The sequence below is a fragment of the Streptomyces griseorubiginosus genome (assembly GCF_036345115.1).
Taxonomy (GTDB): Bacteria; Actinomycetota; Actinomycetes; order Streptomycetales; family Streptomycetaceae; genus Streptomyces; species Streptomyces griseorubiginosus_C.
This window is the reverse complement of sequence record NZ_CP107766.1, coordinates 3,164,495-3,187,320: the sequence shown is the minus strand read 5'-3', so window position 1 is coordinate 3,187,320 and position 22,826 is coordinate 3,164,495. Positions and strand designations below refer to the sequence as shown.

Sequence of the window (22,826 nt, the reverse complement as noted above, 5' to 3'; positions counted from 1 at the left end):
TTTCCAGGAAGGCATCCGTAGGTCATGGCCCAGCAGGACACCGATCAGCAGCACGCGGGCGTGCTCCCCGTCGACGACGACGGGTTCGTCATCGACACCGAGGAGACCGAGGAGCGGGAGAACGCCTGGCGTGAGCGCGGCACCTCGCGGCCCATCACCGTCGTCGGGAACCCCGTGCTGCACAAGGAGTGCAAGGACGTCACCGAGTTCGGCGCGGAGCTCGACCAGCTGGTCGCGGACATGTTCGCCAGCCAGCGCACCGCCGAGGGCGTCGGCCTCGCCGCCAACCAGATCGGCGTCGACCTGAAGGTCTTCGTGTACGACTGCCAGGACGACGAGGGCAAGCGGCATGTGGGTGTCGTCTGCAACCCGAAGCTCGTGGACCTGCCCGCCGACCGGCGCCAGCTGGACGAGAGCAACGAGGGCTGCCTCTCGGTGCCTACCGCCTACGCGCCGCTCGCCCGCCCCGACTACGCCGAGGTCACCGGGCAGGACGAGAAGGGCAACCCGATCAAGGTCCGCGGCACCGGCTACTTCGCCCGCTGCCTCCAGCACGAGACCGACCACCTGTACGGCTACCTCTACATCGACCGGCTCTCCAAGCGCGAACGCAAGGACGCGCTGCGGCAGATGGCCGAGAACGAGCCCCGGTACCCCGTGGTCGCGAACGACTGACGTCGCACAACGCCCGTCCGCACGGCGCCTGTTCAGGGAGCACTCCCTCAACAGGCGCCGTTCGCATGTGCGTCGCACGTTCGATCGGATGTGCTCACGCAGTGATCCGATTCAGGTCACGTGCGGGGAGAATCTCGGCATCGTGGGGTAGTGAACGAAGCAAATCCGTTCTCAAAACGGTCAGTTGTGGTGCTGAATGGGAAGTGCGGGGATACGCAACGGCGCACGCCCGGTTCAGCGGAGGGTGTGCGTCAACTGGCGGCTGGAAGGGGTTTGTTCGTGCCTGCTTTCCAACACAGCATCACGTCGTCGGCGCCGTCGCCGACGGCGATCGCGGTTCCACCGTCACTCTCTCTCCCGGTGATCGAGGCAGCGTTTCCCAGGCAACTGCATCCGTATTGGCCCAGGCTCCAGGAGAACACCCGCACCTGGCTTCTCGAAAAACGGCTCATGCCGGCCGCCGCGGTGGCGGAATATGCCGACGGACTGTGCTACACGGACCTCATGGCGGGGTACTACCTCGGTGCCCCCGACGAGGTGCTCCAGGCGATAGCGGACTTCAGTGCGTGGTTCTTCGTCTGGGACGACCGGCACGACCGTGACATCGTCCACCACCGCCCGACGGCCTGGCGGCGGTTGAGGCGCCGGCTGCACGCGGCGCTCGACTCGCCGCGGACCCATCTGCGCCACCAGGATCCGCTGGTCGCCGCCTTCGCGGACACCCTCACGCGGCTGTACTCGTTCCTGCCGCCGACGTGGAACACCCGGTTCGCCCGGCACTTCCACGCCGTGATCGAGGCCTACGACCGGGAATTCCACAATCGTGTCGAGGGGGTCGTTCCCCCGGTCCAGGAATACCTGGCACTGCGCCGCCTCACTTTCGCCCACTGGATCTGGACGGACCTCCTGGAGGCCGGTGCGGGATGCGAACTCCCGGACCGCATAAGGAAACATCCGTCCTACCGGCGGGCCGCTCTGCTCAGTCAGGAGTTCGCCGCCTGGTACAACGACCTGTGTTCGCTCCCCAAGGAAATCGCGGGCGACGAGGTGCACAATCTCGGAATCAGTCTCATCCACCACGAGGGACTGACCCTCGAAGAGGCGATCCGGGAAATGCGGCGGCTGGTCGCGAAATGCGTGGACGCATTCCTCGTGGCCGAGGCCGACGCCCTCCAGTTCGCCCTCGGTCTCGACGACGGCACCGCGCGCGGAAAAGAGCTGAGCGGGGCCGTCCGGGCCTGCGTCGGCAATATGCGCAACTGGTTCAGCACCGTCTACTGGTTCCACCACGAGTCCGGCCGTTACATGGTCGACAGCTGGGACGACCGGTCCACGCCCCCGTACGTCAACAACGAAGCGGCAGGTGAGAAATGACCGTCGAATCCGTGAAACCCGAAGCCACGGTGGCTCCCGAGCCCGGTGAGCCGCCGATCGCCGGCAGCCGGGTGCCCCTCCTCGGGCACGGTCTCCGGCTCGCGCGCGACCCGCTGACCTTCCTGTCCGGGCTCCGGGCCTACGGCGACGTCGTACGCCTCAGGCTCGGCCCCAAGACGGTGTACGCGCCCACCACCCCGGAACTGACCGGAGCGGTGGCGCTCAACCCCGACTTCATCATCGCCGGTCCGCTCTGGGAATCCCTGGAGGGGCTGGTCGGCAAGGAGGGCGTGGCCACCGCCAACGGCCCGCAGCACCGGCGTCAACGGCGCACCATCCAGCCCGCGTTCCGGCTCGACGCGATACCGGCGTACGGGCCCGTCATGGAGGAGGAGGCGCAGGCGCTGGCCGAGCGCTGGCAGCCCGGTGAGACGGTCGACGCCACCCTGGAGTCCTTCCGGGTCGCCGTGCGCATCGCGGCCCGGTGCCTGCTGCGCGGCGACTACATGGACGAGCGCGCCGAGCGGCTGTGCGTCGCGCTCACGACCGTCTTCCGGGGCATGTACCGGCGGATGGTGATACCCGCGGGGCCGCTGTACAAGCTGCCCCTCCCGGCCAACCGCGCATTCAACCGGGCGCTCGCCGATCTGCATCTCGTGGTCGACGAGATCATCGCCGAACGCCGGGCATCCGGTCAAAAGCCGGACGATTTGCTGACGGCATTGCTGACGGCGAAGGACGCGAATGGCGATCCCATCGGGGAACAGGAGATCCACGACCAGGTCGTCGCGATACTCACCCCCGGCGGGGAAACCGTCGCGTCCACGATCATGTGGCTGCTTCAGGTGCTCGCCGAACACCCGGAACACGCCGACCGGGTGTGCGCGGAAGTCGAATCCGTCACCGGAGGGCGTCCCGTGGCATTCGAGGACGTACGGTCGCTCACGTACACGAACTATCTGGTGGTCGAGACCATGCGTTTGTGGCCCGCGGTATGGATATTGACGCGGCGGGCGGTACGCGACACCGAACTCGGTGGCTATCGCATTCCGGCCGGGTCCGACATCGTCTACAGTCCCTACGCGATCCAGCGGGACGCGAAGTCCTTCGACGACAGCGCGGAGTTCGACCCGTTGCGCTGGAGTCCGGAACGCGCCAAGGCCGTTCCGAAACACGCCATGAGCCCGTTCAGCACGGGCAACCGGAAGTGCCCCAGCGACCACTTCTCGATGGCCCAGCTGACGCTGCTCACGGCGGCGCTGGCCCGGAAGTACCGCTTCGAGCAGGTGGCCGGCTCCGACGACACCCCCCGCCCCGGCATCACCCTGCGGCCGAACCGGCTCATGGTGCGGCCGGTGCTCAGGTGACGCCTCAGGCGGCCGCCTCCGGGCCCTGGAAGGTGCGCCGGTAGGCGTTCGGGGTGGTGCCCACCGCCCGCAGGAACTGGTGGCGCAGCGCGGCCGCGGTGCCGAACCCCGTTCGGCCCGCGATCGCGTCCACCGTCTCGTCCGTCGCCTCCAGCAGCCGCTGGGCCAGCAGCACCCGCTGGCGCAGGATCCAGCGGTAGGGAGTCGTCCCCGTCTCCTGCTGGAAGCGGCGGGCGAAGGTGCGCGGGGACATCAGCGCGCGCTCGGCCAGCTGCTCGACGGTGACGTCCTCGTCGAGGTGCCGCTCCATCCACACCAGCACCTCGCCCACGGTGTCGCACTTCGACGCGGGCAGCGGCCGCTCGATGTACTGGGCCTGACCGCCGTCCCGGTGCGGGGGTACGACCATCCGCCGGGCGATCTTGTTGGCGACCTCGGGGCCCTGCTCCGTGCGCACGATGTGCAGACAGGCGTCGATGCCGGCGGCGGTGCCCGCCGAGGTGATCACCGGCCCCTCGTCGACGTACAGGACGTCGGGCTCGACGGTCAGCCGGGGGTACGCCCGGGTCAGCTCGTCCACATGCTTCCAGTGCACGGCGGAGCGCCGGCCGTCGAGCAGCCCGGCGGCGGCCAGCACGAACACGCCGGAGCACACGCTGAGCACCCGGGCGCCGCGCTCGACCCCGCGCCGCAGGGCCTCCAGCAGCTCGGGCGGGAACTCCCGCGACTCGTAGCAGGCGCCGGCCGGCACGGCGATCAGGTCGGCCGACTCCAGCCGCTCCAGGCCGTGCTCGACGTGCAGGGAGAAGCCCGAGCGCGAGGTCAGCGTGGGGCCCTCGGCCGAGGCCACCGCGAAGTCGTACACCGGCAGTCCGTCATCGCTGCGGTCGGTGCCGAAGACCTCGCACACGACACCGAGCTCGAAGGGATTCACACCGTCCAGGACGACGGCGGCCACGTTCGTCAGCATGCCGCCAGTGTGCCTCAGGCTTGGCAGTAAATCGAGGGTGTGCGGCAGTCCTGCCACTGTTTGTCAGGAGTCTGGGGCGCGACAGTAGTGACATGACTTCAGCGCAGACAGAAGGACTGATCGGAATGCTGATTGTTCTCGGAATCCTCGCTCTGCTGGTGCTCCCGTCCGTGATCGGGATCGTGCACGACAAGCGCGTCGACCGTCAGATCCGGCAGGCGCAGCGGCGCTACTTCACCACCACGGTGACCCACCACTCCTGAATGCCCTTGCAGGAGACCTTGCCGGTCTCGGTGGCGCACAGGGGGCGCGACGACGTCAGTCGCACCTGTCCCGCCGAGACCGCCTTGTACGCCGCGTTCGCGTCGCCGGGCTGGAGCACGAAGCCGCTGTTGACGGGCTCCAGACCGGTGCCCTTGACGGTGACCGGGTTCCAGGGGCGGCTCTTCGTCCCGTCCAGGCTCAGCCGGACCGTGTCGCCCACGGCCAGACAGACCGTGGCGCCACTGTCGGAGACGCCGAGCTCGGGGACGGACGTACAGCCGGGTGACGGCGATGCGGACGCCGAGGGGGACGACGGCGGGGGTGACGGCGACACGGTGGTGCCGTCACCCCCGTCGCTTCCTGCCCGGGTGCCGCATCCCGCCCCCGCCAGCAGGGTCAGTGCGGCGAGGGCGAGGGTCGTGCGGTGGGTCGTACGGCGCATGGGGATCTCCTCTCCCCCCTTGGACGTACGACACCTACTCCTGGATCCGGGTCAGCTGGTCGTCACGGCGGTGTCGTCGATGACGAAGCTGGTCTGGAGCGAGGAGTCCTCCACGCCGCTGAACTTCAGGGCGACGGTGGAGCCGGCGTACGAGGAGAGGTCGAAGGACTTCTGGACGTAGCCGGAGGCCGCGTTGACGTTGGAGTAGGTGGCCAGGGTGGTCGAACCGGCGGTGACCGTCAGCTTGTCGTAGGCGGTGCTGCCGGTCTCCTTGGTGTCGATGTGCAGGTAGAAGGTGAAGGTCGCCTTGCACCCGCTCGGGACGGTCACCGACTGGGAGAGCGTGTCGGTGTGGCTCGACCCGTAGCCGTCCAGCCAGGCGTAGTAGGAGCCGGCGTGCGCCGACTCGCCGGTGGCGTTGGTGATGACGCCGCTGGAGGAGGTCCAGGTGGTGCTGCCCGACTCGAAGCCGGGGTTGCCGAGCAGCTGGGCCGAGGTGCAGGTGCTGCTGGACGACCCCACGGTCCAGGTGAAGGAGGCCGAGCCGGAGGCGCCGGTCGAGTCCTTCGCGGTGACGGTGACCTGGTAGGTGCCCGCGGTGGACGCCGTACCCGTGATCTTGCCGGTCGAGCTGCTGATCGACAGCCCCGTCGGCAGGCCGGTCGCGCTGTAGGTCAGGGCCGCCCCGGCGCTGTCGGTCGCGCTGATCTGGAGACTGGCGGTACCGCCGGTGGTGGTCGACTGACTGCCCGGGTTGGTGACGGTCACCGTGTTGCCGGTGGTGGTGCCGGCGGTGAAGGCGGTGGTGCCGTTGGGGGTGCCCCAGCCGGTCGGGCCGTCGTAGCCGGTGGTCGCGGTGCAGAAGTACGACGGGGAGCAGGAGCCGTTGTTGCCGCTGGTGACGTCGTACAGGTTGCCGGTGTGGGAGTAGGGGTACTTCGCCGGGTAGTCGCTCGAACCCGGAGTGCCCGCGAGGGCGTACACACCGGCGATGATCGGGGCGGAGGCGCTGGTGCCGCCGTAGACCGCCCAGCCGGAGCCGCCGTAGGTGTCGTAGACCGCGACGCCGGTGGCCGGGTCGGCGACCGCGGAGACGTCGGCCTCCATGCGCTTGGAGCAGCCCGTGTCGGTCTGCCAGGTGGGCTTCGGGTCGTACGCGGAGCAGCCCGAGCCGGTGCCCTCGGTGGAGCTGGTCTTCCACACCGACTCGGTCCAGCCGCGGGAGTTGGAGGACGTCGACAGCGCCGTACCGCCGACCGCCGTCACGTACTGGGAGGTCGCCGGGTACTCGGCGCCGTAGGCGGAGTCACCGGCGGAGACGGTGATGGCGACACCGGGGTGCTTGAAGTACGAGGTGTCCTCGCTGGTCTGGGAGGAGGCCTCGTCGCCGCCCCAGCTGTTGGAGACGAACTTGGCGCCCAGGGACACGGCCTCGTTCTCGGCGATGCCGAGGTCGGAGTCGTTGGCCGAGTTGGCCTCGACGAGGATGATGTTGCAGTTCGGGCAGACCGCGCTGACCATGTCGATGTCCAGCGCCTCTTCACCGGCCCAGCCGGTGTCGTTGCTGGGCAGCGAGGTGGTGGAGCCGGTCTGGCTGACCTGCTTGAAGCAGCCGTTGGCCTTGGTGCAGGCGGAGAGGCCGTACTGCGAGCGGTAAGTGGCCAGGTCCGACTCGGCGTTGGGGTCGTTGTACGCGTCGACCACGGCGACCGTCAGGCCGGAGCCGCCGGTCGAGGGCAGGTTGTAGGCGCTGTGCAGGTTGGCCGGGCTGAGTCCGGAGGGGGTCGCGGCGGCGGAGGCCAGCGCGGTGGCCAGCCGCTGCTTGATGTCGGTGCGGCGCTGGGCGAAACAGGAGGCCTGGCCGGGTGCCGCCGTCGCGCACAGATGGGTGGTCGGCACCTTCTGGCCGGCCTTGCCGGTGGTGTGGAAGGTCTGCCGGGCGGGGGAGGTGAGGGCGGTGGCGTTCTGGGCCACCCGCGAGGTGTGGGTGGTCGCCGGTGTCGCGTGGGCCGGGGCGGCCGCGAATCCGGCGAGGGCGAGCGCGAGGGCGGGTATCGCGGTGGTCAGGAGTCTTCGCAGGCTCCGTCGGGGCGTTTCACGCATGGGGTACTGCCTCCATCGGTGGGGTTACAGGCAGGCCCGTGACGCGCGTAGCGGCGGCAGATCACGCAGTCATGAGCATGACGTGCCAGAAGCTAGCGGCCCACGTGAAGGCGGGAGAAGCGGCGAAGGGAGATCTTTGCTGCTCCATAGCAGGCTCATGGACGGCCCATGGAAGCTCCATGGGCCGTCCCAGGGCCCGGCTAGAAGTCCTCGTCCAGGTCGACCGTGCCCTCCACGGCCACCTGGTACGCGGACGGCCGCCGCTCGAAGAAGTTGGTCAGCTCCTGGACGCCCTGCAACTCCATGAAGGAGAAGGGGTTCTCGGAGCCGTACACCGGGGCGAAGCCGAGCCGCGTGAGGCGCTGGTCGGCGACGCACTCCAGGTACTGCCGCATCGACTCGGTGTTCATGCCCGGCAGTCCGTCGCCGCACAGGTCCCGCGCGAACTGGAGTTCCGCCTCGACGGCCTCCGCCAGCATGTCGGTGACCTGCTGCTGGAGCTGCTCGTCGAAGAGCTCCGGCTCCTCCTTTCGGACGGTGTCGACCACGTCGAAGGCGAAGGACATGTGCATGGTCTCGTCCCGGAACACCCAGTTGGTGCCGGTCGCGAGACCGTGCAGCAGACCCCGGCTGCGGAACCAGTAGACGTACGCGAACGCGCCGTAGAAGAACAGGCCCTCGATGCACGCGGCGAAGCAGATCAGGTTGAGCAGGAAGCGGCGGCGGTCGGCCTGGGACTCCAGGCGGTCCAGCTTCTCCACCTCGTCGATCCACTTGAAGCAGAACTCCGCCTTCTCACGGATCGAGGGGATGTTCTCGACGGCGTCGAAGGCCGCCGCCCGGTCCTCCGGGTCGGGGAGGTAGGTGTCGAGCAGCGTCAGGTAGAACTGGACGTGCACGGCCTCCTCGAAGAGCTGACGGCTCAAGTAGAGCCGCGCCTCGGGGGAGTTGATGTGCTTGTACAGCGTCAGCACCAGGTTGTTCGCGACGATCGAGTCGCCCGTCGCGAAGAACGCGACCAGGCGGCCGATGAGGTGCTGTTCGGCGGGGCTGAGCTTCGCGAGGTCGGAGACGTCGGAGTGGAGGTCGACCTCCTCGACGGTCCAGGTGTTCTTGATGGCGTCCCGGTAGCGCTCGTAGAAGTCCGGGTAGCGCATGGGACGCAGGGTCAGCTCGAAGCCCGGGTCGAGGAGGTTCTTGGCTTCGGTGGTCATTACTGGCAGGCCTCGCAGGACTCGGGGTTTTCCAGGGAGCAGGCGACGGCGTCTTCCGGGGCCGCCTGCTGGACGGGGACGGTGGCCTGAGCCGCGCGGGCGATCCGGGTCGCCGGGCGCGAGCGCAGGTAGTACGTCGTCTTCAGCCCGGACTTCCAGGCGTACGCGTACATCGAGGAGAGCTTGCCGATGGTCGGCGTCTCCAGGAACAGGTTCAGGGACTGCGACTGGTCGAGGTACGGCGTGCGCGCCGCCGCCATGTCGATCAGGGAGCGCTGCGGGATCTCCCACGCGGTGCGGTACAACGCCCGTACGTCCGCCGGGATCCACGCGAACTCCTGCACCGACCCGTTGGAGTCGCGCAGCGCCTCACGGGTGCGGGCGTCCCAGACGCCGAGCTCCTTGAGGTCGTTGACCAGGTAGGAGTTGACCTGGAGGAACTCGCCGGACAGCGTCTCGCGCTTGAACAGATTGGAGACCTGCGGCTCGATGCACTCGTACACCCCGGCGATCGAGGCGATGGTCGCGGTGGGCGCGATGGCGAGCAGCAGGCTGTTGCGCAGCCCGGTGCCGGCCATGCGCTCGCGCAGTGCCGCCCAGCGCTCGGGCCAGTTCGAGGTGACGTCGTAGTGGTCGGGGTGCAGGACGCCCTGCGCGGTACGGGTCTTCTCCCAGGCCGGCAGCGGGCCGTTGCGCTCGGCGAGGTCGGCGGAGGCCTCGTAGGCGGCGAGCATGATGCGCTCGGCGATCCGGGTGGAGAGCGCCTTGGCCTCGGGCGAGTCGAAGGGCAGCCGCAGCTTGAAGAAGACGTCCTGGAGGCCCATCGCGCCCAGGCCCACCGGGCGCCACTTGGCGTTGGACCGCCCGGCCTGCTCGGTCGGGTAGAAGTTGATGTCGACGACCCGGTCGAGGAAGGTGACGGCGGTGCGGACGGTGGCGTCCAGCCGCTCCCAGTCGATGTCGCCGGTCGCCGTGTCGACGAACGCCCCGAGGTTCACCGACCCCAGGTTGCAGACCGCCGTCTCCCCGTCGTCCGTGACCTCCAGGATCTCCGTGCAGAGATTGGAGGAGTGGACCGTGTGCCCGGGCAGGGCCGTCTGGTTGGCGGTGCGGTTGGCCGCGTCCTTGAAGGTCATCCAGCCGTTGCCGGTCTGCGCGAGGGTGCGCATCATGCGGCCGTAGAGGTCGCGGGCCGGGATGGTCTTGCGCGCGAGCCCCTGCTCTTCGGCCTTGCGGTACGCCGCGTCGAACTCGTCACCCCACAGGTCGACCAGCTCGGGCACGTCGGCGGGGGAGAACAGGGACCACTCGGCGTCGGCGTTCACCCGGCGCATGAACTCGTCCGGGATCCAGTGCGCGAGGTTCAGGTTGTGCGTACGCCGGGCGTCCTCACCGGTGTTGTCGCGCAGCTCCAGGAACTCCTCGATGTCGGAGTGCCAGGTCTCCAGGTAGACCGCGGCGGCGCCCTTGCGCCGGCCGCCCTGGTTCACGGCGGCGACACTCGCGTCCAGCGTCTTCAGGAACGGCACGATGCCGTTGGAGTGCCCGTTGGTGCCCCGGATCAGCGAACCGCGGCTGCGGACGCGGGAGTACGCGATGCCGATGCCGCCGGCGTGCTTCGAGAGGCGGGCCACCTGGTGGTAGCGGCCGTAGATGGAGTCGAGCTCGTCCTTCGGGGAGTCGAGGAGGTAGCAGGACGACATCTGGGGGTGCCGGGTGCCGGAGTTGAAGAGGGTGGGGGAGGAGGGGAGGTAGTCGAGGCGGCTCATGAGGCCGTAGAGCGCGGCGACTTCGGTGAGCGCGCGGGGGGTGTCGTCCTCGGCCAGCCCGGCTGCGACACGCAGCATGAAGTGCTGGGGCGTCTCGATGACCTTGCGGGTGATCGGGTGCCGGAGGAGATAGCGGCTGTGCAGGGTGCGCAGGCCGAAGTAGCCGAAGCGGTCGTCTCCCTCAGGGTCGATGAGCGCGTCGAGGCGGTCGGCGTGGACCCGTACGAACTCGGCCGTACGGTCGGCGATGAGGCCCTCGCGGTGCCCGACGGCGACCGAACCGGTGAACGAGGTGACGCCCTGGGAGGCGGCCTCGGCGGCGATGGAGATCGTCAGCAGCCGGGCGGCCAGCCTGCTGTAGGCGGGGTCCTCGGAGATGAGTCCGGCCGCGGCCTCGGTGGCCAGCTCGCGCAGCTCCGACTCGTCGGCCCGCGCGGACCGGCCGCGGAGCGCGGCGGCGGCGACCCGGCCGGGGTCGGCGTCGGGAAGGTCGGCCGTCAGGGCGGTCAGGGTCCGCAGCAGCGCGGCACCGGGGCCGTCGTTCTCCTGCTCGGTCCGCTCGATCGCTGCTGAAGCCGGATCGGCTGGCGCGATGGTCACGTGGGGGCTCTCCCTCGCTGGCACGGGGCCTTGAGGGCGGGGGGCAGCACACGAGCGCGCACGGCGTCGCGTCCACCGGCCCATTCCACGAGGCCCGGACGTCATGACACCCGGGCCACGGTGGCCGGGCGTACTGTCGGCAGGTCCTCGGACTTACGCTCATGTGCGCTGATGCACGCATGAGTACACCGTTGCGGGACAGTTCCGGATTCACACCGGATTCCCCTGCGGCGACAGCGAGCATGAGCATACATCTTGTGCCCGGTGGTGGAAGCAGGCCCATATGTTGTGTCGCGGTGACTTCAGAGCGTCAACTCGTAGGTGAGGAGCGTGAAGTCGGGGGACTCCGGAACGGGGTGCCAGTCGCGCTCCGGGGCGCGGGTGAAACCCAGGCCTTCGTAGATGCGGTGGGCCGTGTGCATGGTGGGCTGGGTGCACAGGACTAGGTCCGTGCCGGCGGCGCTCGCGCGGTCGATGCAGGCCTGGACGAGAGCTCGTCCCACACCTCGGCCGCGGGCCTCGTGAGCCACGGCGAGCATGCGGATCTCCGCCTCTCCGGGGCGGGCTATCTCCGACAGGGGGCCGCCGTCGGGGACGTAGGTGACTCCGCCGAGCAGTTCTGATCCGGAGACGGCGACCAGGACTTCGGCGTGTGCGGCTCGCTTGGCCACGTCCTTGAGTTCGGTGAGGTACCAGTCGTCCTCGTCGCCGAAGGCCAGGAGGCCGTCGTTCAGGTAGGCCCTTGCGGTGATCTCGCCGAGGGGGGCGTAGTCGGTGGGGTCTGCGGGGCGGATCACGATCGTCATGGGGGTGAGTGTGCACGAAAGCGGGCCGCCGAGGGTCTTGCTCCTCGGTGGCCCGCTGCCGGTTGTGTGTGGTTGCTCGCGCAGTTCCCCGCGCCCCTGGGTGGGTCAGTGGGAGGTTCCCGCGGTAGCGGGCGGGAGTTCTACCTCGACCCCCGGGTCGCCCGCGTCCGCCGTGTAGTCCTGCGGGCTCGTCTCGTCCACGCCGTCGGGGGCCTTGAGCGCCTTCAGGACGAAGGTCAGGACCACCGTCACCGCCACGTTCAGGATGAACGCGGTGAGGCCGATGTAGCCGATCTCGCCGATGCCCGGGATCTCCTTCGCCGAGCCGCCGAAGTGCTTCTGGGTCGGGGAGGCGACGCCGTACGCGGCGACCGTGCCGTAGATCATGCCGACCGCCCAGCCGGCGAGCAGCGCCCAGCGGTGGAACCAGCGGGTGAACAGGCCGCCGACCAGGGCCGGGAAGGTCTGGAGAATCCAGATGCCGCCCAGGAGCTGGAAGTTGATGGCGACCGTCTTGTCCATGGTGAGGACGAAGACCAGGGCGCCCACCTTCACCAGCAGGGACACCAGCTTGGAGACCTTCGTCTCCTGGGCCGGGGTGGCGTCCGGCTTGATGAAGTCCTTGTAGATGTTGCGGGTGAAGAGGTTCGCGGCCGCGATCGACATGATGGCCGCGGGGACGAGCGCCCCGATGCCGATGGCCGCGAAGGCGACGCCCGCGAACCAGTCCGGGAACATGTCCTCGAACAGCTGCGGGATGGCCAACTGCGGGTTGGTGACCTTGACTCCGGCCGCGATCGCCATGAAGCCGAGCAGGGCCAGCAGGCCGAGCATCAGCGAGTACAGCGGCAGGATCGTGGTGTTGCGGCGGATCACCTCACGGCTGCGGGAGGAGAGCGTCGCGGTGATCGAGTGCGGGTACATGAAGAGCGCGAGCGCGGAGCCCAACGCCAGCGTGGCGTACGTCCACTGGCCCGCCTCCAGGGGGACCAGTCCGCCCGCCTTGGCCGCCGTGTACTTCTCGCTCGCGGCGCCGAAGACGTCGTCGAAGCCGCCCAGCTTGATCGGGATGTAGATGATCGCCACCGCGATGACGATGTAGATCAGCGTGTCCTTCACGAACGCGATCAGCGCGGGGGCGCGGAGGCCCGAGGAGTACGTGTAGGCCGCGAGGACACCGAAGGCGATCAGCAGCGGGAGGTCCTTCACGAACCAGTTGGTGTTCTCGCCGCCACCGACGCCCATGACGTCCAGGACCGCCTGGATGCCGACCAGTTGGAGCGCGATGTACGGCATGGTCGCGAGGATGCCGGTGACCGCCACCGCCAGCGACAGGCCCTTGGAGCCGAAGCGGCCACGCACGAAGTCCGAGGTCGTGACGTAGCCGTGCTTGTGGGAGACCGACCACAGGCGGGGCAGGAAGGTGAAGATCAGCGGGTACACCAGGATCGTGTACGGCACCGCGAAGAAGCCGGCCGCACCCGCCGCGTAGATCGCCGCGGGGACCGCGACGAAGGTGTACGCCGTGTAGAGGTCGCCGCCCAGCAGGAACCAGGTGATCCAGGTGCCGAACGACCGGCCGCCCAGGCCCCATTCGTCCAGCGAGTGCTCGTTCTCGGCCTTGCGCCAGCGCGCGGCGAGGAAGCCCATGACCGTGACGGCCAGGAAGAAGAGGATGAAGACGGCGAGAGCCACGCCGTTGACGCCGTCGTTCACTTGGAACCTCCACGACGGGCGCGCTGGTCACGCTGCCACAGCTGGTACGCGATCATCGTCAGCGCGGTGGAGATCAGCACCCACAGCATCTGGTACCAGTAGAAGAACGGGATGCCGATGAACTCGGGGTCGACCTTGGCGTACGAGCCGACCCACAGCATCGCCACGAACGGGGCGATCAGACAGAGGGCGATGACCACCCGTACCGGTGTCACCACCGGTGGTCTCGCTTCCGGCGCATCCGACATGTCCTGCCTCCGTCCCCTCGCTGATCACCTGTAACGCGCAGGCAATCTAGGTCACCGTGTCACGTGAGCGAAAGACCTCGTCCGCATATCGGTATGTCGATTCTGTGAAGCAGCGAGGTCCTCCCGTCCAGTTGGAGTCGGGAGGACCGTAGAGCAGGAAGCGCGCTTGCGCCACAGGGTGTGCGTCAGCCGACGGGCCGCTTGAGTCTGGCCACGCTGCATTGGTCCGGGGGGGCGATCCCCGGACCCCCAGCCGACGCCGCTCGCCGCGTGCCTCAATCCATCGGCCGCTTGAGGCGGGCCACGAACTTGTACCGGTCTCCCCGGTACACCGACCGCACCCACTCCACCGGCTCGCCCGTCTTGTCGTACGAGTGCCGGGACAGCATCAGCATCGGCAGGCCCACGTCGGTGCCGAGCAGGCCCGCCTCGCGCGGGGTGGCCAGGGAGGTCTCGATGGTCTCCTCGGCCTCGGCGAGATGGACGTCGTAGACCTCGGCCAACGCCGTGTAGAGGGACGTGTACTTGACGAGCGACCTGCGCAGGGCCGGGAAGCGCTTGGCGCTCAGGTGGGTCGTCTCGATGGCCATCGGCTCGGCGTTCGCCATGCGCAGTCGCTCGATGCGCAGCACCCGGCCGCCGGCCGTGATGTCGAGGAGCTCGGCGAGCCGGTCGTCGGCGGTGATGTAGCCGATGTCGAGCAGCTGCGAGGTGGGTTCCAGGCCCTGGGCGCGCATGTCCTCGGTGTACGAGGTGAGTTGCAGCGCCTGGGACACCTTCGGCTTCGCGACGAAGGTGCCCTTGCCCTGGATCCGCTCCAGGCGCCCCTCGACCACCAGCTCCTGGAGCGCCTGGCGGACGGTCGTGCGGGAGGTGTCGAACTCGGCGGCGAGGGTGCGCTCGGGGGGTACCGGGGTGCCGGGCGACTGGGTCTCCGTCATGTCGAGCAGGTGCTTCTTCAGGCGGTAGTACTTGGGCACGCGCGCGGTACGGACGCCTGCCCCGCCCTCGGTCTCCGCACTGCTGACGTCGCTGCTCATGGTCTGCCTTCCCGGCTCCGGATGCGGGTCACATCGTGATCCCTTCTGTATACCGTCGCCGACTCTTTTGGTCTAGTCCACAGAGGTGAGTGGTATAGCGGACGACACTACTCCGCCGCCGCTGTTTTCGCTGGCTTCTTTACTAATGGTTCCTGCATATGTAGCTCGCATAACGGCTGGTCAGAGCGGTTTCGCAGGCTCTTGACAGGCCCCGTGGTCTGGTCCAAGCTCCCCCTACTGGTCTACACCATTGGTCCAGGTCCCGGCTCGTGGGCGGGAGGTGTGGGCATCCCTGAGGAGGGTGGCGTGAAGCGCAAGCTGGCAGCCGCGATAGGCATCGCGGGCATGATGGTCTCGGTCGCGGCATGTGGGGGCAGCGACAGCGGAAGTTCGGACAACAGCGGCGCGGACGCCAAGGAGCTGACCGTCTGGCTCACCGTCGACGCCCAGAACAACTGGCCCGAGCTGGTGAAGGCCGCGGACGCCGCGGTCCAGAAGAAGCACCCCGGCATCAAGATCAACCACGAGTACTACGGCTGGCCCGACAAGAACACCAAGCTCGACGCGGTCCTCGCCACCGACAAGGCCCCCGACGTGGTCGAGATGGGCAACACCGAGATGCTGGGCTACATGGTCAAGGGGGCTTTCGCGCCCCTGGACGCCTCGAAGTTCACCAACTCCTCCGCCTGGCTCGACGGCCTCAAGGCCTCGGTGACGTACGACGGCAAGACCTACGGCGTTCCCTACTACGCGGGCGGCCGCGTCGGCAACTGGCGCAAGGACGTCTTCGCCTCGGTAGGCGTCAAGTCCACCCCGAAGACCTACGCGGAGCTCACCGCCGCGCTCGACAAGGTCCAGAAGAAGGAGGGCGACAAGTTCTCCGCCTGGTACCAGCCCACCCGTGACTGGTACGCGGCCATGTCCTTCGTCTACGACGCCGGCGGCTCCATCGCCGTCGACTCGGGCGGCACCTGGAAGGCCAACCTCTCCTCGCCCGAGTCCATCAAGGGCCTCACCGAGTTCAAGAACGTCGTCGACAAGTACATGCACGGCGACAAGACCAAGGACGAGTCCGACCGTTACATCGTCTACGGCCAGGGCAAGTCGGGCATGATCTTCGGCGCGGCCTGGGAGGGCGCGACCTCCGCCGACCCGAAGAACGACAAGACCGGCAAGCTCAAGGACAACCTCGAGAACTTCGTGATGCCCGGCCCGTCCGGCAAGAACCTGCCCGTCTTCCTGGGCGGTTCGGACCTCGCCGTGCCCGTGAAGTCGAAGGCGCAGGCCGTCGCCGCCGAGTGGATCAACGCCTTCACCGGTCCCTCCGGCCAGAAGGGCCTGATGGCCAAGGGCAACCTGCCCAACAACAAGACCGACCTCGCCACCTTGAAGAACGACCCGGCGACGGCGGTCCCGGCCACCGCGGCCGAGTCCAACTGGTTCGTGCCCATGGCACCCGGCTGGGGCCAGGTCGAGAAGGCCCAGGTCCTGCAGAACATGCTGCAGAACATCGGCACCGGCAAGCAGTCCGTCGAGGCGGCGGCCAAGGCGGCCGACGCGGCGATCGACAAGGTCATCAACACCAAGTGACCGCAGGCAGGGCCCCGTTGAGAACGGCGGGGCCCTGCTTCCCGTACGACCAGAGGGACCGCTGAGGAGCGCGCCATGAGTGCCGCAGACACGACCACCCCCACCGAGGTGCCGCCGCCGATGCCGGTACCACCGCCCTCCCCGCCGGTGGCGCCCCGCAGAAGGCGCAGCTCCGGCACCACCCCCTGGCTGCTGCTCGCACCCTGCCTGCTCATCCTCGGCCTGGTCATGGGCTATCCGCTGGTCCGCCTGGTCACCCTGTCGTTCCAGAAGTTCGGCCAGTCCCAGCTGTGGGGCTTCCAGCCCGCCGAGTGGGTCGGCTTCGACAACTTCACCGGCGTGCTCGACGACGGCGAGTTCTGGGCGGTCGTCGTCCGGACCATCGTCTTCGCGGCGGGCTGTGTCATCTTCACGATGGTCGCCGGCATGCTGATCGCCCTGCTGCTCCAGCGGGTCTCCGGCTGGGTGAAGACCCTGATCAACATCGCGCTGGTGGCCAGCTGGGGCATGCCGATCATCGTCGCCACCACGGTCTTCAAGTGGCTGTTCGACGCGGACTACGGCATCCTCAACGCGCTGCTCAGCAAGCTGCCCGGCGTCGAGATGATCGGCCACAACTGGTTCGCCAGCGGTCCCCAGGGCCTTGCCGTGATCATGCTGCTGGTGGTCTGGGGCGCGGTGCCCTTCGTGGTGATCACCCTGAGCGCCGGACTCACCCAGGTCCCCAAGGAGATGGAGGAGGCCGCCCGTCTCGACGGCGCCGGCGCCTGGGGCGTGTTCCGGTACGTCACCCTGCCGATCCTCAAGCCCATCATCGTGATGCTGACGACCCTGTCGGTCATCTGGGACATGGGCGTCTTCCCGCAGGTGTTCGTGATGCGCAACGGGCACCCGGAGCCGGAGTTCCAGATCCTGCCCACGTACTCCTACGACCGCGCCTTCGTGGTCAACGACTACGCGCAGGGCTCCGCGATCGCCCTCATCACCGTGCTGCTGCTGCTCGGGGTGGTCGCCGTCTACATGCGTCAGATGCTGAAGATCGGAGAGGTCGAATGAGCGCGCTCGCTCCCGGGGTCCGCCGCAGGTCGAAGCTGGGCTGGAACCTCCTCGGTCTCCTCGTCTTCGTCACCGCGGGCTTCCCGGTCTACTGGATGCTCAACACCGCGTTCAAGCCGGCGAAGGACGCCATCGACCCGGACCCGAGCCTGCTGCCGACCGGGATCACCCTCTCCAACTTCAGCCGCGCGCTGGACATCGCCGACTTCTGGGGCCCGGTCGGCCGCAGCCTGATCGTCTCCCTGGCGGTCGTGGCGATCGGCATCGTGGTCGGCACCCTGGCCGCGCTCGCGATCTCCCGCTTCGCCTTCCGTGGCCGCAAGATCGTGATCGTGGGCATCCTCGCGGTCCAGATGGTCCCCCTGGTCGCGATGATCATCCCGGTCTTCCTGCTCCTGAACGACCTCGACCAGTACGACAAGCTGTCCGGCCTGATCATCACGTACCTGACCTTCATCCTCCCCTTCACGGTGTGGACGCTGCGCGGCTTCATCGTCAACATCCCGAAGGAGCTGGAGGAGGCGGCGATGGTCGACGGCTGCTCGCCCACCGGCGCCTTCCTGCGCGTGGTCTTCCCGCTGCTGGCCCCCGGCATGGTCGCCACCTCGGTCTACGCCTTCATCCAGGCCTGGAACGAGTACCTCTACGCCCTCATGCTGCTCAGCCAGAAGAACCAGACCGCGACCGTCTGGCTCGGCAACTTCACCACCAAACACGGCACCGAATACGCCCCGATGATGGCCGGTTCCACCATGATGGCCGTGCCGATCGTGGTCCTCTTCCTCCTCGTCCAGCGCAAGATGGCCGCGGGCCTCACCGCGGGCGCCGTGAAGGGATAACGCCCCCCGATGACGACTTTCGCCAGCGGCACCGACACGCTCACGCGGGACGCCCTCACGGTCCTCCAACCAGGCTTCACCGGCACCACCGCCCCCGACTGGCTGCTGCGCCGCCTCGGCGAGGGCCTCGCCTCGGTCGGCCTGTTCGGCCGCAACATCGCCTCCCGGGAACAACTGGCCGCCCTGACGGCCCAGTTGCGCGCCGAACGCGACGACGTCCTGGTCGCCATCGACGAGGAAGGCGGTGACGTGACCCGCCTGGAGGTGGGCACCGGCTCGTCCTTCCCCGGCAACAACGCCCTCGGCGCCGTGGACGACGTGGAACTCACCCACGCGGTGGCCGCCGAGCTGGGCCGCCGCCTCGCGGCCTGCGGGGTCAACCTCAACTGGGCCCCGTCGGCCGACGTGAACTCCAACCCCGCCAACCCGGTGATCGGCGTGCGCTCCTTCGGCGCCACCGCCGACCTGGTCGCCCGGCACACGGCGGCCTACGTCACCGGGCTCCAGTCGGCGGGTGTCGCCGCCTGCACGAAGCACTTCCCGGGCCACGGCGACACCGCGATCGACTCCCACCACGCCCTGCCGCGCATCGACGTGGACCGCTCGGTACTGCTGGAGCGCGAACTGCGGCCCTTCCGCGCGGCCATCGCCGCCGGAACCCGCGCGGTGATGACCGCCCACATCCTGGTCCCGGCCCTGGACCAGGACCGCCCGGCAACGCTGTCCCACCCGGTCCTGACCGATCTGCTCCGAGGCGAACTCGGCTACACCGGCCTCATCGTCACCGACGGCATGGAGATGCAGGCCATCGCCGGTACCTACGGCATCGAGCGCGGCAGCGTCCTCGCCATCGCCGCCGGCGCCGACGCGATCTGCGTGGGCGGCGGCCTCGCCGACGACGAGACGGTACGGCGCCTGCGCGACGCCCTGGTCTCCGCGGTCCGCGCCGGCGAACTCGCCGAGGAGCGCCTCGCCGAGGCGGCGGAACGGGTGCGCACCCTGGCCCACTGGACGGCGGCCGGCGCGGCCGACGCCCAGCTGCCGGCCGACGAGGAGGTGGGCCTGCGCGCGGCCCGCCGGGCACTGCGCGTCACCGGTGCCGACTTCACTCCCCTCACCGCGGCCCCCTATGTCGCCGCCTTCACCCCGGTGGCCAACATCGCGGTCGGCGACGAGACCCCCTGGGGCGTGGCCGCCGAACTCGCCCGCCTTCTTCCCGGCACGGAGACAGGCAGCTTCGCCGGCGACGACGCGGGCCTCGCGACCCTGGCCGCGGCCGGCCCCCGCCGCATCGTGGCCGTGGTCCGCGACGAACACCGCCATCCCTGGATGACGGCGGCCCTGGACACCGTCCTGCGCACCCGCCCCGACACCATCGTCATCGAAATGGGCCTCCCCCAGGCCCCCACCCGAGGAGCCCTCCACATCGCAACCCACGGCGCGGCAAGGGTGTGCGGCAGGGCGGCGGCGGAGGTCATCGCGGGGGAGGAGTAGGCCTTACGACACAACAGGTGCCGGTTCCTTCGAAAGGGACCGGCACCTGCCTTTGTCAGGGGCGCGGGGCAGCGTTGGATATGCGGCTACCGCCGCGTGTGCGCGACCAGCCACGGACAACCCGCACCCGGCACGCAGCGGAACCCCGCAGACGCGAACCCGCTTTAAATCCCCTGCCAGTCAGGCTTGTTGACAAAGGTGTGCCGGAAGTAGTCGGCCAGCTTCAACTTCGACGCCGCTCCCTCGTCCACCACCACCGTCGCATGCGGATGCAACTGCAACGCCGACGCAGGACACACCGCGGCCACCGGTCCCTCCACCGTCGCCGCCACCGCATCCGCCTTGCCCTCACCCGTCGCCAGCAGCACCAGATGCCGGGCCTCCAGGATCGTCCCGATCCCCTGGGTGATCACATGGTGCGGCACCTGCGCGATGTCCCCCTCGAAGAACCGCGCGTTGTCCACCCGGGTCTGCTCGGTGAGCGTCTTGATCCGGGTCCGCGAGGCCAGCGAGGAGCACGGCTCGTTGAACCCGATATGCCCGTCCGTCCCGATCCCGAGCAGCTGCAGATCCACGCCCCCGGCGTCGGCCAGTGCCGAGTCGTACGCCGCGCAGGCCCCCGGGATGTCCTCCGCGGTCCCGTCCGGCCCCATGAAGGAGTCCATCGGTATCCCGAGCGGCTCCAGCACCTCCCGCCGCAGCACCGACCGGTACGACTCCGGATGCTCGGCCGGCAGCCCCACGTACTCGTCGAGCTGGGCTATCCGCGCCCGCGAGGCGTCCACGGCACCGGCCCGCACCTTCGAGGCCAGGGCCTCGTAGATCGGCAGCGGGGTCGAGCCGGTCGCCACCCCGAGCAGGGCGTCGGGCTTGCGCCGCAGGAGCTGGGCCATGGCCTCGGCGATGAGCTCGCCACCCGCCTTGGCGTCCGGAACGATGACAACTTCCACGCTGGGCCTGCCGATCTGAGGAAACGATCTGAACTGGAGAAACGCTCTGAACCGGGAGGGCTCGACCGGACCCGGCACAGCCCATGTGGTTTAGACCAATCTAACAGAATCGGCCTCCCCGGCCCAGGGTCCCGGAGGTCCTCACCACGCCACCTCCGCGTCACGTCCAGGTCGGCCGCCCTTCCTCGCGGGGGAGCGGAACGGGTAGTGGAATAGGAGCCATGACCACCGTCACGACACCCGACCCGCACCGCGAACTCCCCGGCCGGATCATGGCCCGCGAGATGGCCGAACAGCCCGCCGTGCTGCGCCGCATCCTGGACGAGGGCGCCCCGGCCATCCGCAAGGTCGCCCAGGAGATCGCCGCCCGCGCACCCCGTTTCGTCCTGCTGACCGCCCGCGGCACCTCCGACAACGCGGCCCTCTACGCCAAGTACCTCCTGGAAGTCCGCCTCGGCCTGCCCTGCGGCCTCACCTCCATGTCGACGACCACCGCCTACGGCGCCCGCCCCGACCTCACCGACGTCCTGGTCGTCACGGTCAGCCAGTCCGGCGGCTCCCCCGACCTGGTGGCCTCCACCCGGGCCGCCCGCGACGCCGGCGCCATCACCCTCGCCGTGACCAACAACCCCGACTCCCCGCTGGCCGGGGTCTCCGAGTACCACATCGACGTCATGGCCGGTCCGGAGAAGGCCCTCCCCGCGACCAAGACCTACACGGCCTCCCTCCTCGCGCTCTATCTCTTCGTCGAGGGACTGCGGGGCGGCGACGGAGGCCCCGCCCAGGTGCTGCCGGAGCTGGCCGCCGGTCTGCTCGCCCGCCAGGACGAGGTCCGCGCCCTCGCCGCCCGCTACCGCTTCGCGGAGCGCATGGTGATCACCTCCCGCGGCTACGGCTATCCCACCGCCAAGGAAGCCGCCCTCAAGCTGATGGAGACCAGCTACATCCCGGCCCTCGCCTACTCCGGCGCCGACCTGCTGCACGGCCCGCTCGCCATGGTCGACAACGTCTCCCCAGTCATCGCCGTGGTCACCGACGGCAAGGGCGGCGAGGCCCTCCAGCCCGTCCTCGACCGGCTCCGCGGCCGCGGCGCGGACCTGGTCGTGATCGGCCCCCGCGGTCAGGTCGAGCGCGCCTCGGCCGGCTTCGTCCTGCCCACCGAGAACGTGGCCGAGGAGGTCCAGCCCGTCCTGGAGATCATCCCCCTCCAGCTCCTGGCCTACGAGGTCACCATCGCCCGCGGCCAGGACCCGGACGCACCGCGAGCGCTGGCGAAGGTGACGGAGACGCACTGAGCGGCGAGACCGGGCTCCGAGCCGCGGTGCCGTAGTGCCCACGCGCGCACTGGGTGGCAAGGCCGGGCTCCGGGGCGCGGTGCCGCAGCGCCCCGGCGCGCTGAGCGGCGAGAGTGGGCTCCGAGCCGCGCTGCCGCAGCGCCCCGGCCGAGCGGCAAGGCCGGACTCCGGGCCGCCGTGCCGCAGTGCCCCCGCGCTCTAGTGCAGGCTCAGCAGCGATCCCCCTGTCGCGTCGATGTGCTGCCCGGTGACCCAGCGGGAGTCCGGTGAGGCCAGGAACGCCACCACGTCCGCGACCTCGGACGCCGTGCCGACCCGTCCGAAGACCGACACCGACTCGGCGTGTGCGCGTATCGCCGGGTCGGAGAGCGCGGCGCTGGTCAGATCGGTGTCGATGAACCCCGGCCCCACGGAGTTGGCGGTGATCCCGCGCGGGGCCAGCTCGGCCGCGAGGGAGCGGGTCAGGGTGGTCACCGCCCCCTTGGCCATGTGGGTGGCGGCGATGGGGGCGATCGCCGCCTCCGTGGCCGCCGTGACGTTGATGATCCGGCCCTGGTCACGCAGCCGGTGCAGGCCGTGCTTGATGATGAAGAAGGGCGCTCTGGCGTTGACCGCCTGCGTCCGGTCGTACATCTCCTCGTCCGTCTCGCCGATGCCGGCGAAGATCGCCATCCCCGCGTTGCTCACCAGGATGTCCAGCCCCTGCGCATGCCGGTCGAAGGCCTCCCACAAGGTCTCCGCGTCACCCGGCACACCGAGCTCGGCGCGGATGGCGAACGCGCTGCCGCCCGCCGCCTCGATCGCGGTGACCGTCTCCTTCGCCGCCGCCTCATTGCTGCCGTAGTGCACGGCGACCCGCGCCCCGTCCCGCGCCAGCCGCTCGGCCACGGCCCGTCCGATTCCCCGGCTCGCTCCGGTGACCAGTGCTGTCCTGCCCGCAAGCACGCCCATGCCGACGCCCCCTCCACATTGCCTAGCGGTCGCTACAAAAAGAACGTACAGCAGCCGTCCACC

20 protein-coding genes and 1 riboswitch are annotated in these 22,826 nt (G+C 69.3%); of the genes, 9 read left to right on the top strand and 11 right to left on the bottom strand.

Annotation, left to right across the window (positions count from 1 at the left end):
- Positions 1 to 24: 24 nt before the first annotated feature.
- The 3 genes from def to OHN19_RS14165 all read left to right on the top strand — a co-directional run bounded on the left by def (position 25) and on the right by OHN19_RS14165 (position 3,416).
- Positions 25 to 675: a peptide deformylase gene (gene def / locus OHN19_RS14175; protein WP_123762969.1), complete on the top strand. Its 651-nt coding sequence runs from the start codon at positions 25 to 27 to the stop codon at positions 673 to 675.
- A 279-nt stretch (positions 676 to 954) separates the two neighbouring features.
- Positions 955 to 2,049, top strand: a complete 1,095-nt coding sequence (cyc1, locus tag OHN19_RS14170) for an epi-isozizaene synthase (RefSeq protein WP_391191284.1) — start codon at positions 955 to 957, stop codon at positions 2,047 to 2,049.
- The gene (locus OHN19_RS14165) at positions 2,046 to 3,416 is read left to right on the top strand and encodes a cytochrome P450 (protein ID WP_330264538.1); all 1,371 of its coding nucleotides are present in this window, start codon (positions 2,046 to 2,048) and stop codon (positions 3,414 to 3,416) included. The genes cyc1 and OHN19_RS14165 overlap by 4 nt, the downstream gene beginning before the upstream one ends.
- Before the next feature lie 4 nt (positions 3,417 to 3,420).
- Here the strand turns inward: OHN19_RS14165 and OHN19_RS14160 are convergent, their stop codons facing one another.
- Entirely contained in the window at positions 3,421 to 4,386 is a 966-nt protein-coding gene (locus OHN19_RS14160; RefSeq protein ID WP_330264537.1) for a helix-turn-helix domain-containing protein, read from the bottom strand.
- 125 nt (positions 4,387 to 4,511) lie between these two features.
- Here OHN19_RS14160 and OHN19_RS14155 point away from each other — a divergent pair, with 125 nt between their 5' ends.
- Complete coding sequence (locus tag OHN19_RS14155; RefSeq protein WP_330264536.1) at positions 4,512 to 4,649, top strand: hypothetical protein; 138 nt, start codon at positions 4,512 to 4,514, stop codon at positions 4,647 to 4,649.
- On the opposite strand, the gene OHN19_RS14150 is transcribed toward OHN19_RS14155, so the two are convergent.
- From OHN19_RS14150 to OHN19_RS14115, 8 genes are all read right to left on the bottom strand, one after another.
- On the bottom strand, positions 4,616 to 5,092 hold the full coding sequence (locus OHN19_RS14150; RefSeq protein ID WP_330264535.1) for a hypothetical protein: 477 nt from the start codon (positions 5,090 to 5,092) through the stop codon (positions 4,616 to 4,618). The genes OHN19_RS14155 and OHN19_RS14150 overlap by 34 nt on opposite strands.
- A 51-nt stretch (positions 5,093 to 5,143) precedes the next feature.
- Positions 5,144 to 7,195 (bottom strand): putative Ig domain-containing protein, encoded by a 2,052-nt coding sequence (locus OHN19_RS14145; RefSeq protein ID WP_330264534.1) that lies wholly within the window; start codon positions 7,193 to 7,195, stop codon positions 5,144 to 5,146.
- Between the two features lie 200 nt (positions 7,196 to 7,395).
- The gene (locus OHN19_RS14140; protein WP_123762974.1) at positions 7,396 to 8,409 is read right to left on the bottom strand and encodes a ribonucleotide-diphosphate reductase subunit beta; all 1,014 of its coding nucleotides are present in this window, start codon (positions 8,407 to 8,409) and stop codon (positions 7,396 to 7,398) included.
- Positions 8,409 to 10,778: a ribonucleoside-diphosphate reductase subunit alpha gene (locus OHN19_RS14135; protein ID WP_330264533.1), complete on the bottom strand. Its 2,370-nt coding sequence runs from the start codon at positions 10,776 to 10,778 to the stop codon at positions 8,409 to 8,411. Before OHN19_RS14135 ends, OHN19_RS14140 begins: the two co-directional genes overlap by 1 nt.
- Positions 10,779 to 10,920: 142 nt before the next feature.
- A riboswitch (cobalamin riboswitch) is annotated at positions 10,921 to 11,003 on the bottom strand.
- Positions 11,004 to 11,080: 77 nt separating this feature from the next.
- The gene (locus OHN19_RS14130; protein ID WP_330264532.1) at positions 11,081 to 11,584 is read right to left on the bottom strand and encodes a GNAT family N-acetyltransferase; all 504 of its coding nucleotides are present in this window, start codon (positions 11,582 to 11,584) and stop codon (positions 11,081 to 11,083) included.
- A gap of 105 nt (positions 11,585 to 11,689) precedes the next feature.
- Positions 11,690 to 13,300 (bottom strand): monocarboxylate uptake permease MctP, encoded by a 1,611-nt coding sequence (gene mctP / locus OHN19_RS14125; protein WP_330264531.1) that lies wholly within the window; start codon positions 13,298 to 13,300, stop codon positions 11,690 to 11,692.
- Complete coding sequence (locus tag OHN19_RS14120) at positions 13,297 to 13,548, bottom strand: DUF3311 domain-containing protein (RefSeq protein WP_330264530.1); 252 nt, start codon at positions 13,546 to 13,548, stop codon at positions 13,297 to 13,299. Before OHN19_RS14120 ends, mctP begins: the two co-directional genes overlap by 4 nt.
- A gap of 275 nt (positions 13,549 to 13,823) precedes the next feature.
- Positions 13,824 to 14,588 (bottom strand): GntR family transcriptional regulator, encoded by a 765-nt coding sequence (locus OHN19_RS14115; RefSeq protein WP_330264529.1) that lies wholly within the window; start codon positions 14,586 to 14,588, stop codon positions 13,824 to 13,826.
- Between the two features lie 306 nt (positions 14,589 to 14,894).
- Here OHN19_RS14115 and OHN19_RS14110 point away from each other — a divergent pair, with 306 nt between their 5' ends.
- The 4 genes from OHN19_RS14110 (at position 14,895) to OHN19_RS14095 (ending at position 19,567) form a co-directional block, all read left to right on the top strand.
- Positions 14,895 to 16,178 carry an extracellular solute-binding protein gene (locus OHN19_RS14110; protein WP_330264528.1) on the top strand — a complete coding sequence of 428 codons (1,284 nt, stop codon included), beginning with the start codon at positions 14,895 to 14,897 and terminating at the stop codon, positions 16,176 to 16,178.
- A gap of 75 nt (positions 16,179 to 16,253) precedes the next feature.
- Positions 16,254 to 17,234 carry a sugar ABC transporter permease gene (locus tag OHN19_RS14105; RefSeq protein WP_330264527.1) on the top strand — a complete coding sequence of 327 codons (981 nt, stop codon included), beginning with the start codon at positions 16,254 to 16,256 and terminating at the stop codon, positions 17,232 to 17,234.
- Positions 17,231 to 18,073, top strand: coding sequence for a carbohydrate ABC transporter permease (locus tag OHN19_RS14100; protein ID WP_330264526.1), 843 nt, complete (start codon positions 17,231 to 17,233; stop codon positions 18,071 to 18,073). The genes OHN19_RS14105 and OHN19_RS14100 overlap by 4 nt, the downstream gene beginning before the upstream one ends.
- Before the next feature lie 9 nt (positions 18,074 to 18,082).
- A complete protein-coding gene (locus OHN19_RS14095) occupies positions 18,083 to 19,567 on the top strand; it encodes a glycoside hydrolase family 3 protein (RefSeq protein WP_330264525.1) in 1,485 nt (494 codons plus the stop codon).
- A 164-nt stretch (positions 19,568 to 19,731) separates the two neighbouring features.
- On the opposite strand, the gene nagB is transcribed toward OHN19_RS14095, so the two are convergent.
- Positions 19,732 to 20,517 carry a glucosamine-6-phosphate deaminase gene (nagB, locus tag OHN19_RS14090; protein ID WP_330264524.1) on the bottom strand — a complete coding sequence of 262 codons (786 nt, stop codon included), beginning with the start codon at positions 20,515 to 20,517 and terminating at the stop codon, positions 19,732 to 19,734.
- 221 nt (positions 20,518 to 20,738) lie between these two features.
- On the opposite strand from nagB, the gene OHN19_RS14085 reads away from it, so the two are divergent.
- Positions 20,739 to 21,812: an SIS domain-containing protein gene (locus tag OHN19_RS14085; RefSeq protein WP_330264523.1), complete on the top strand. Its 1,074-nt coding sequence runs from the start codon at positions 20,739 to 20,741 to the stop codon at positions 21,810 to 21,812.
- Between the two features lie 198 nt (positions 21,813 to 22,010).
- On the opposite strand, the gene OHN19_RS14080 is transcribed toward OHN19_RS14085, so the two are convergent.
- Positions 22,011 to 22,763: an SDR family oxidoreductase gene (locus tag OHN19_RS14080; protein ID WP_330264522.1), complete on the bottom strand. Its 753-nt coding sequence runs from the start codon at positions 22,761 to 22,763 to the stop codon at positions 22,011 to 22,013.
- Positions 22,764 to 22,826: the final 63 nt, after the last annotated feature.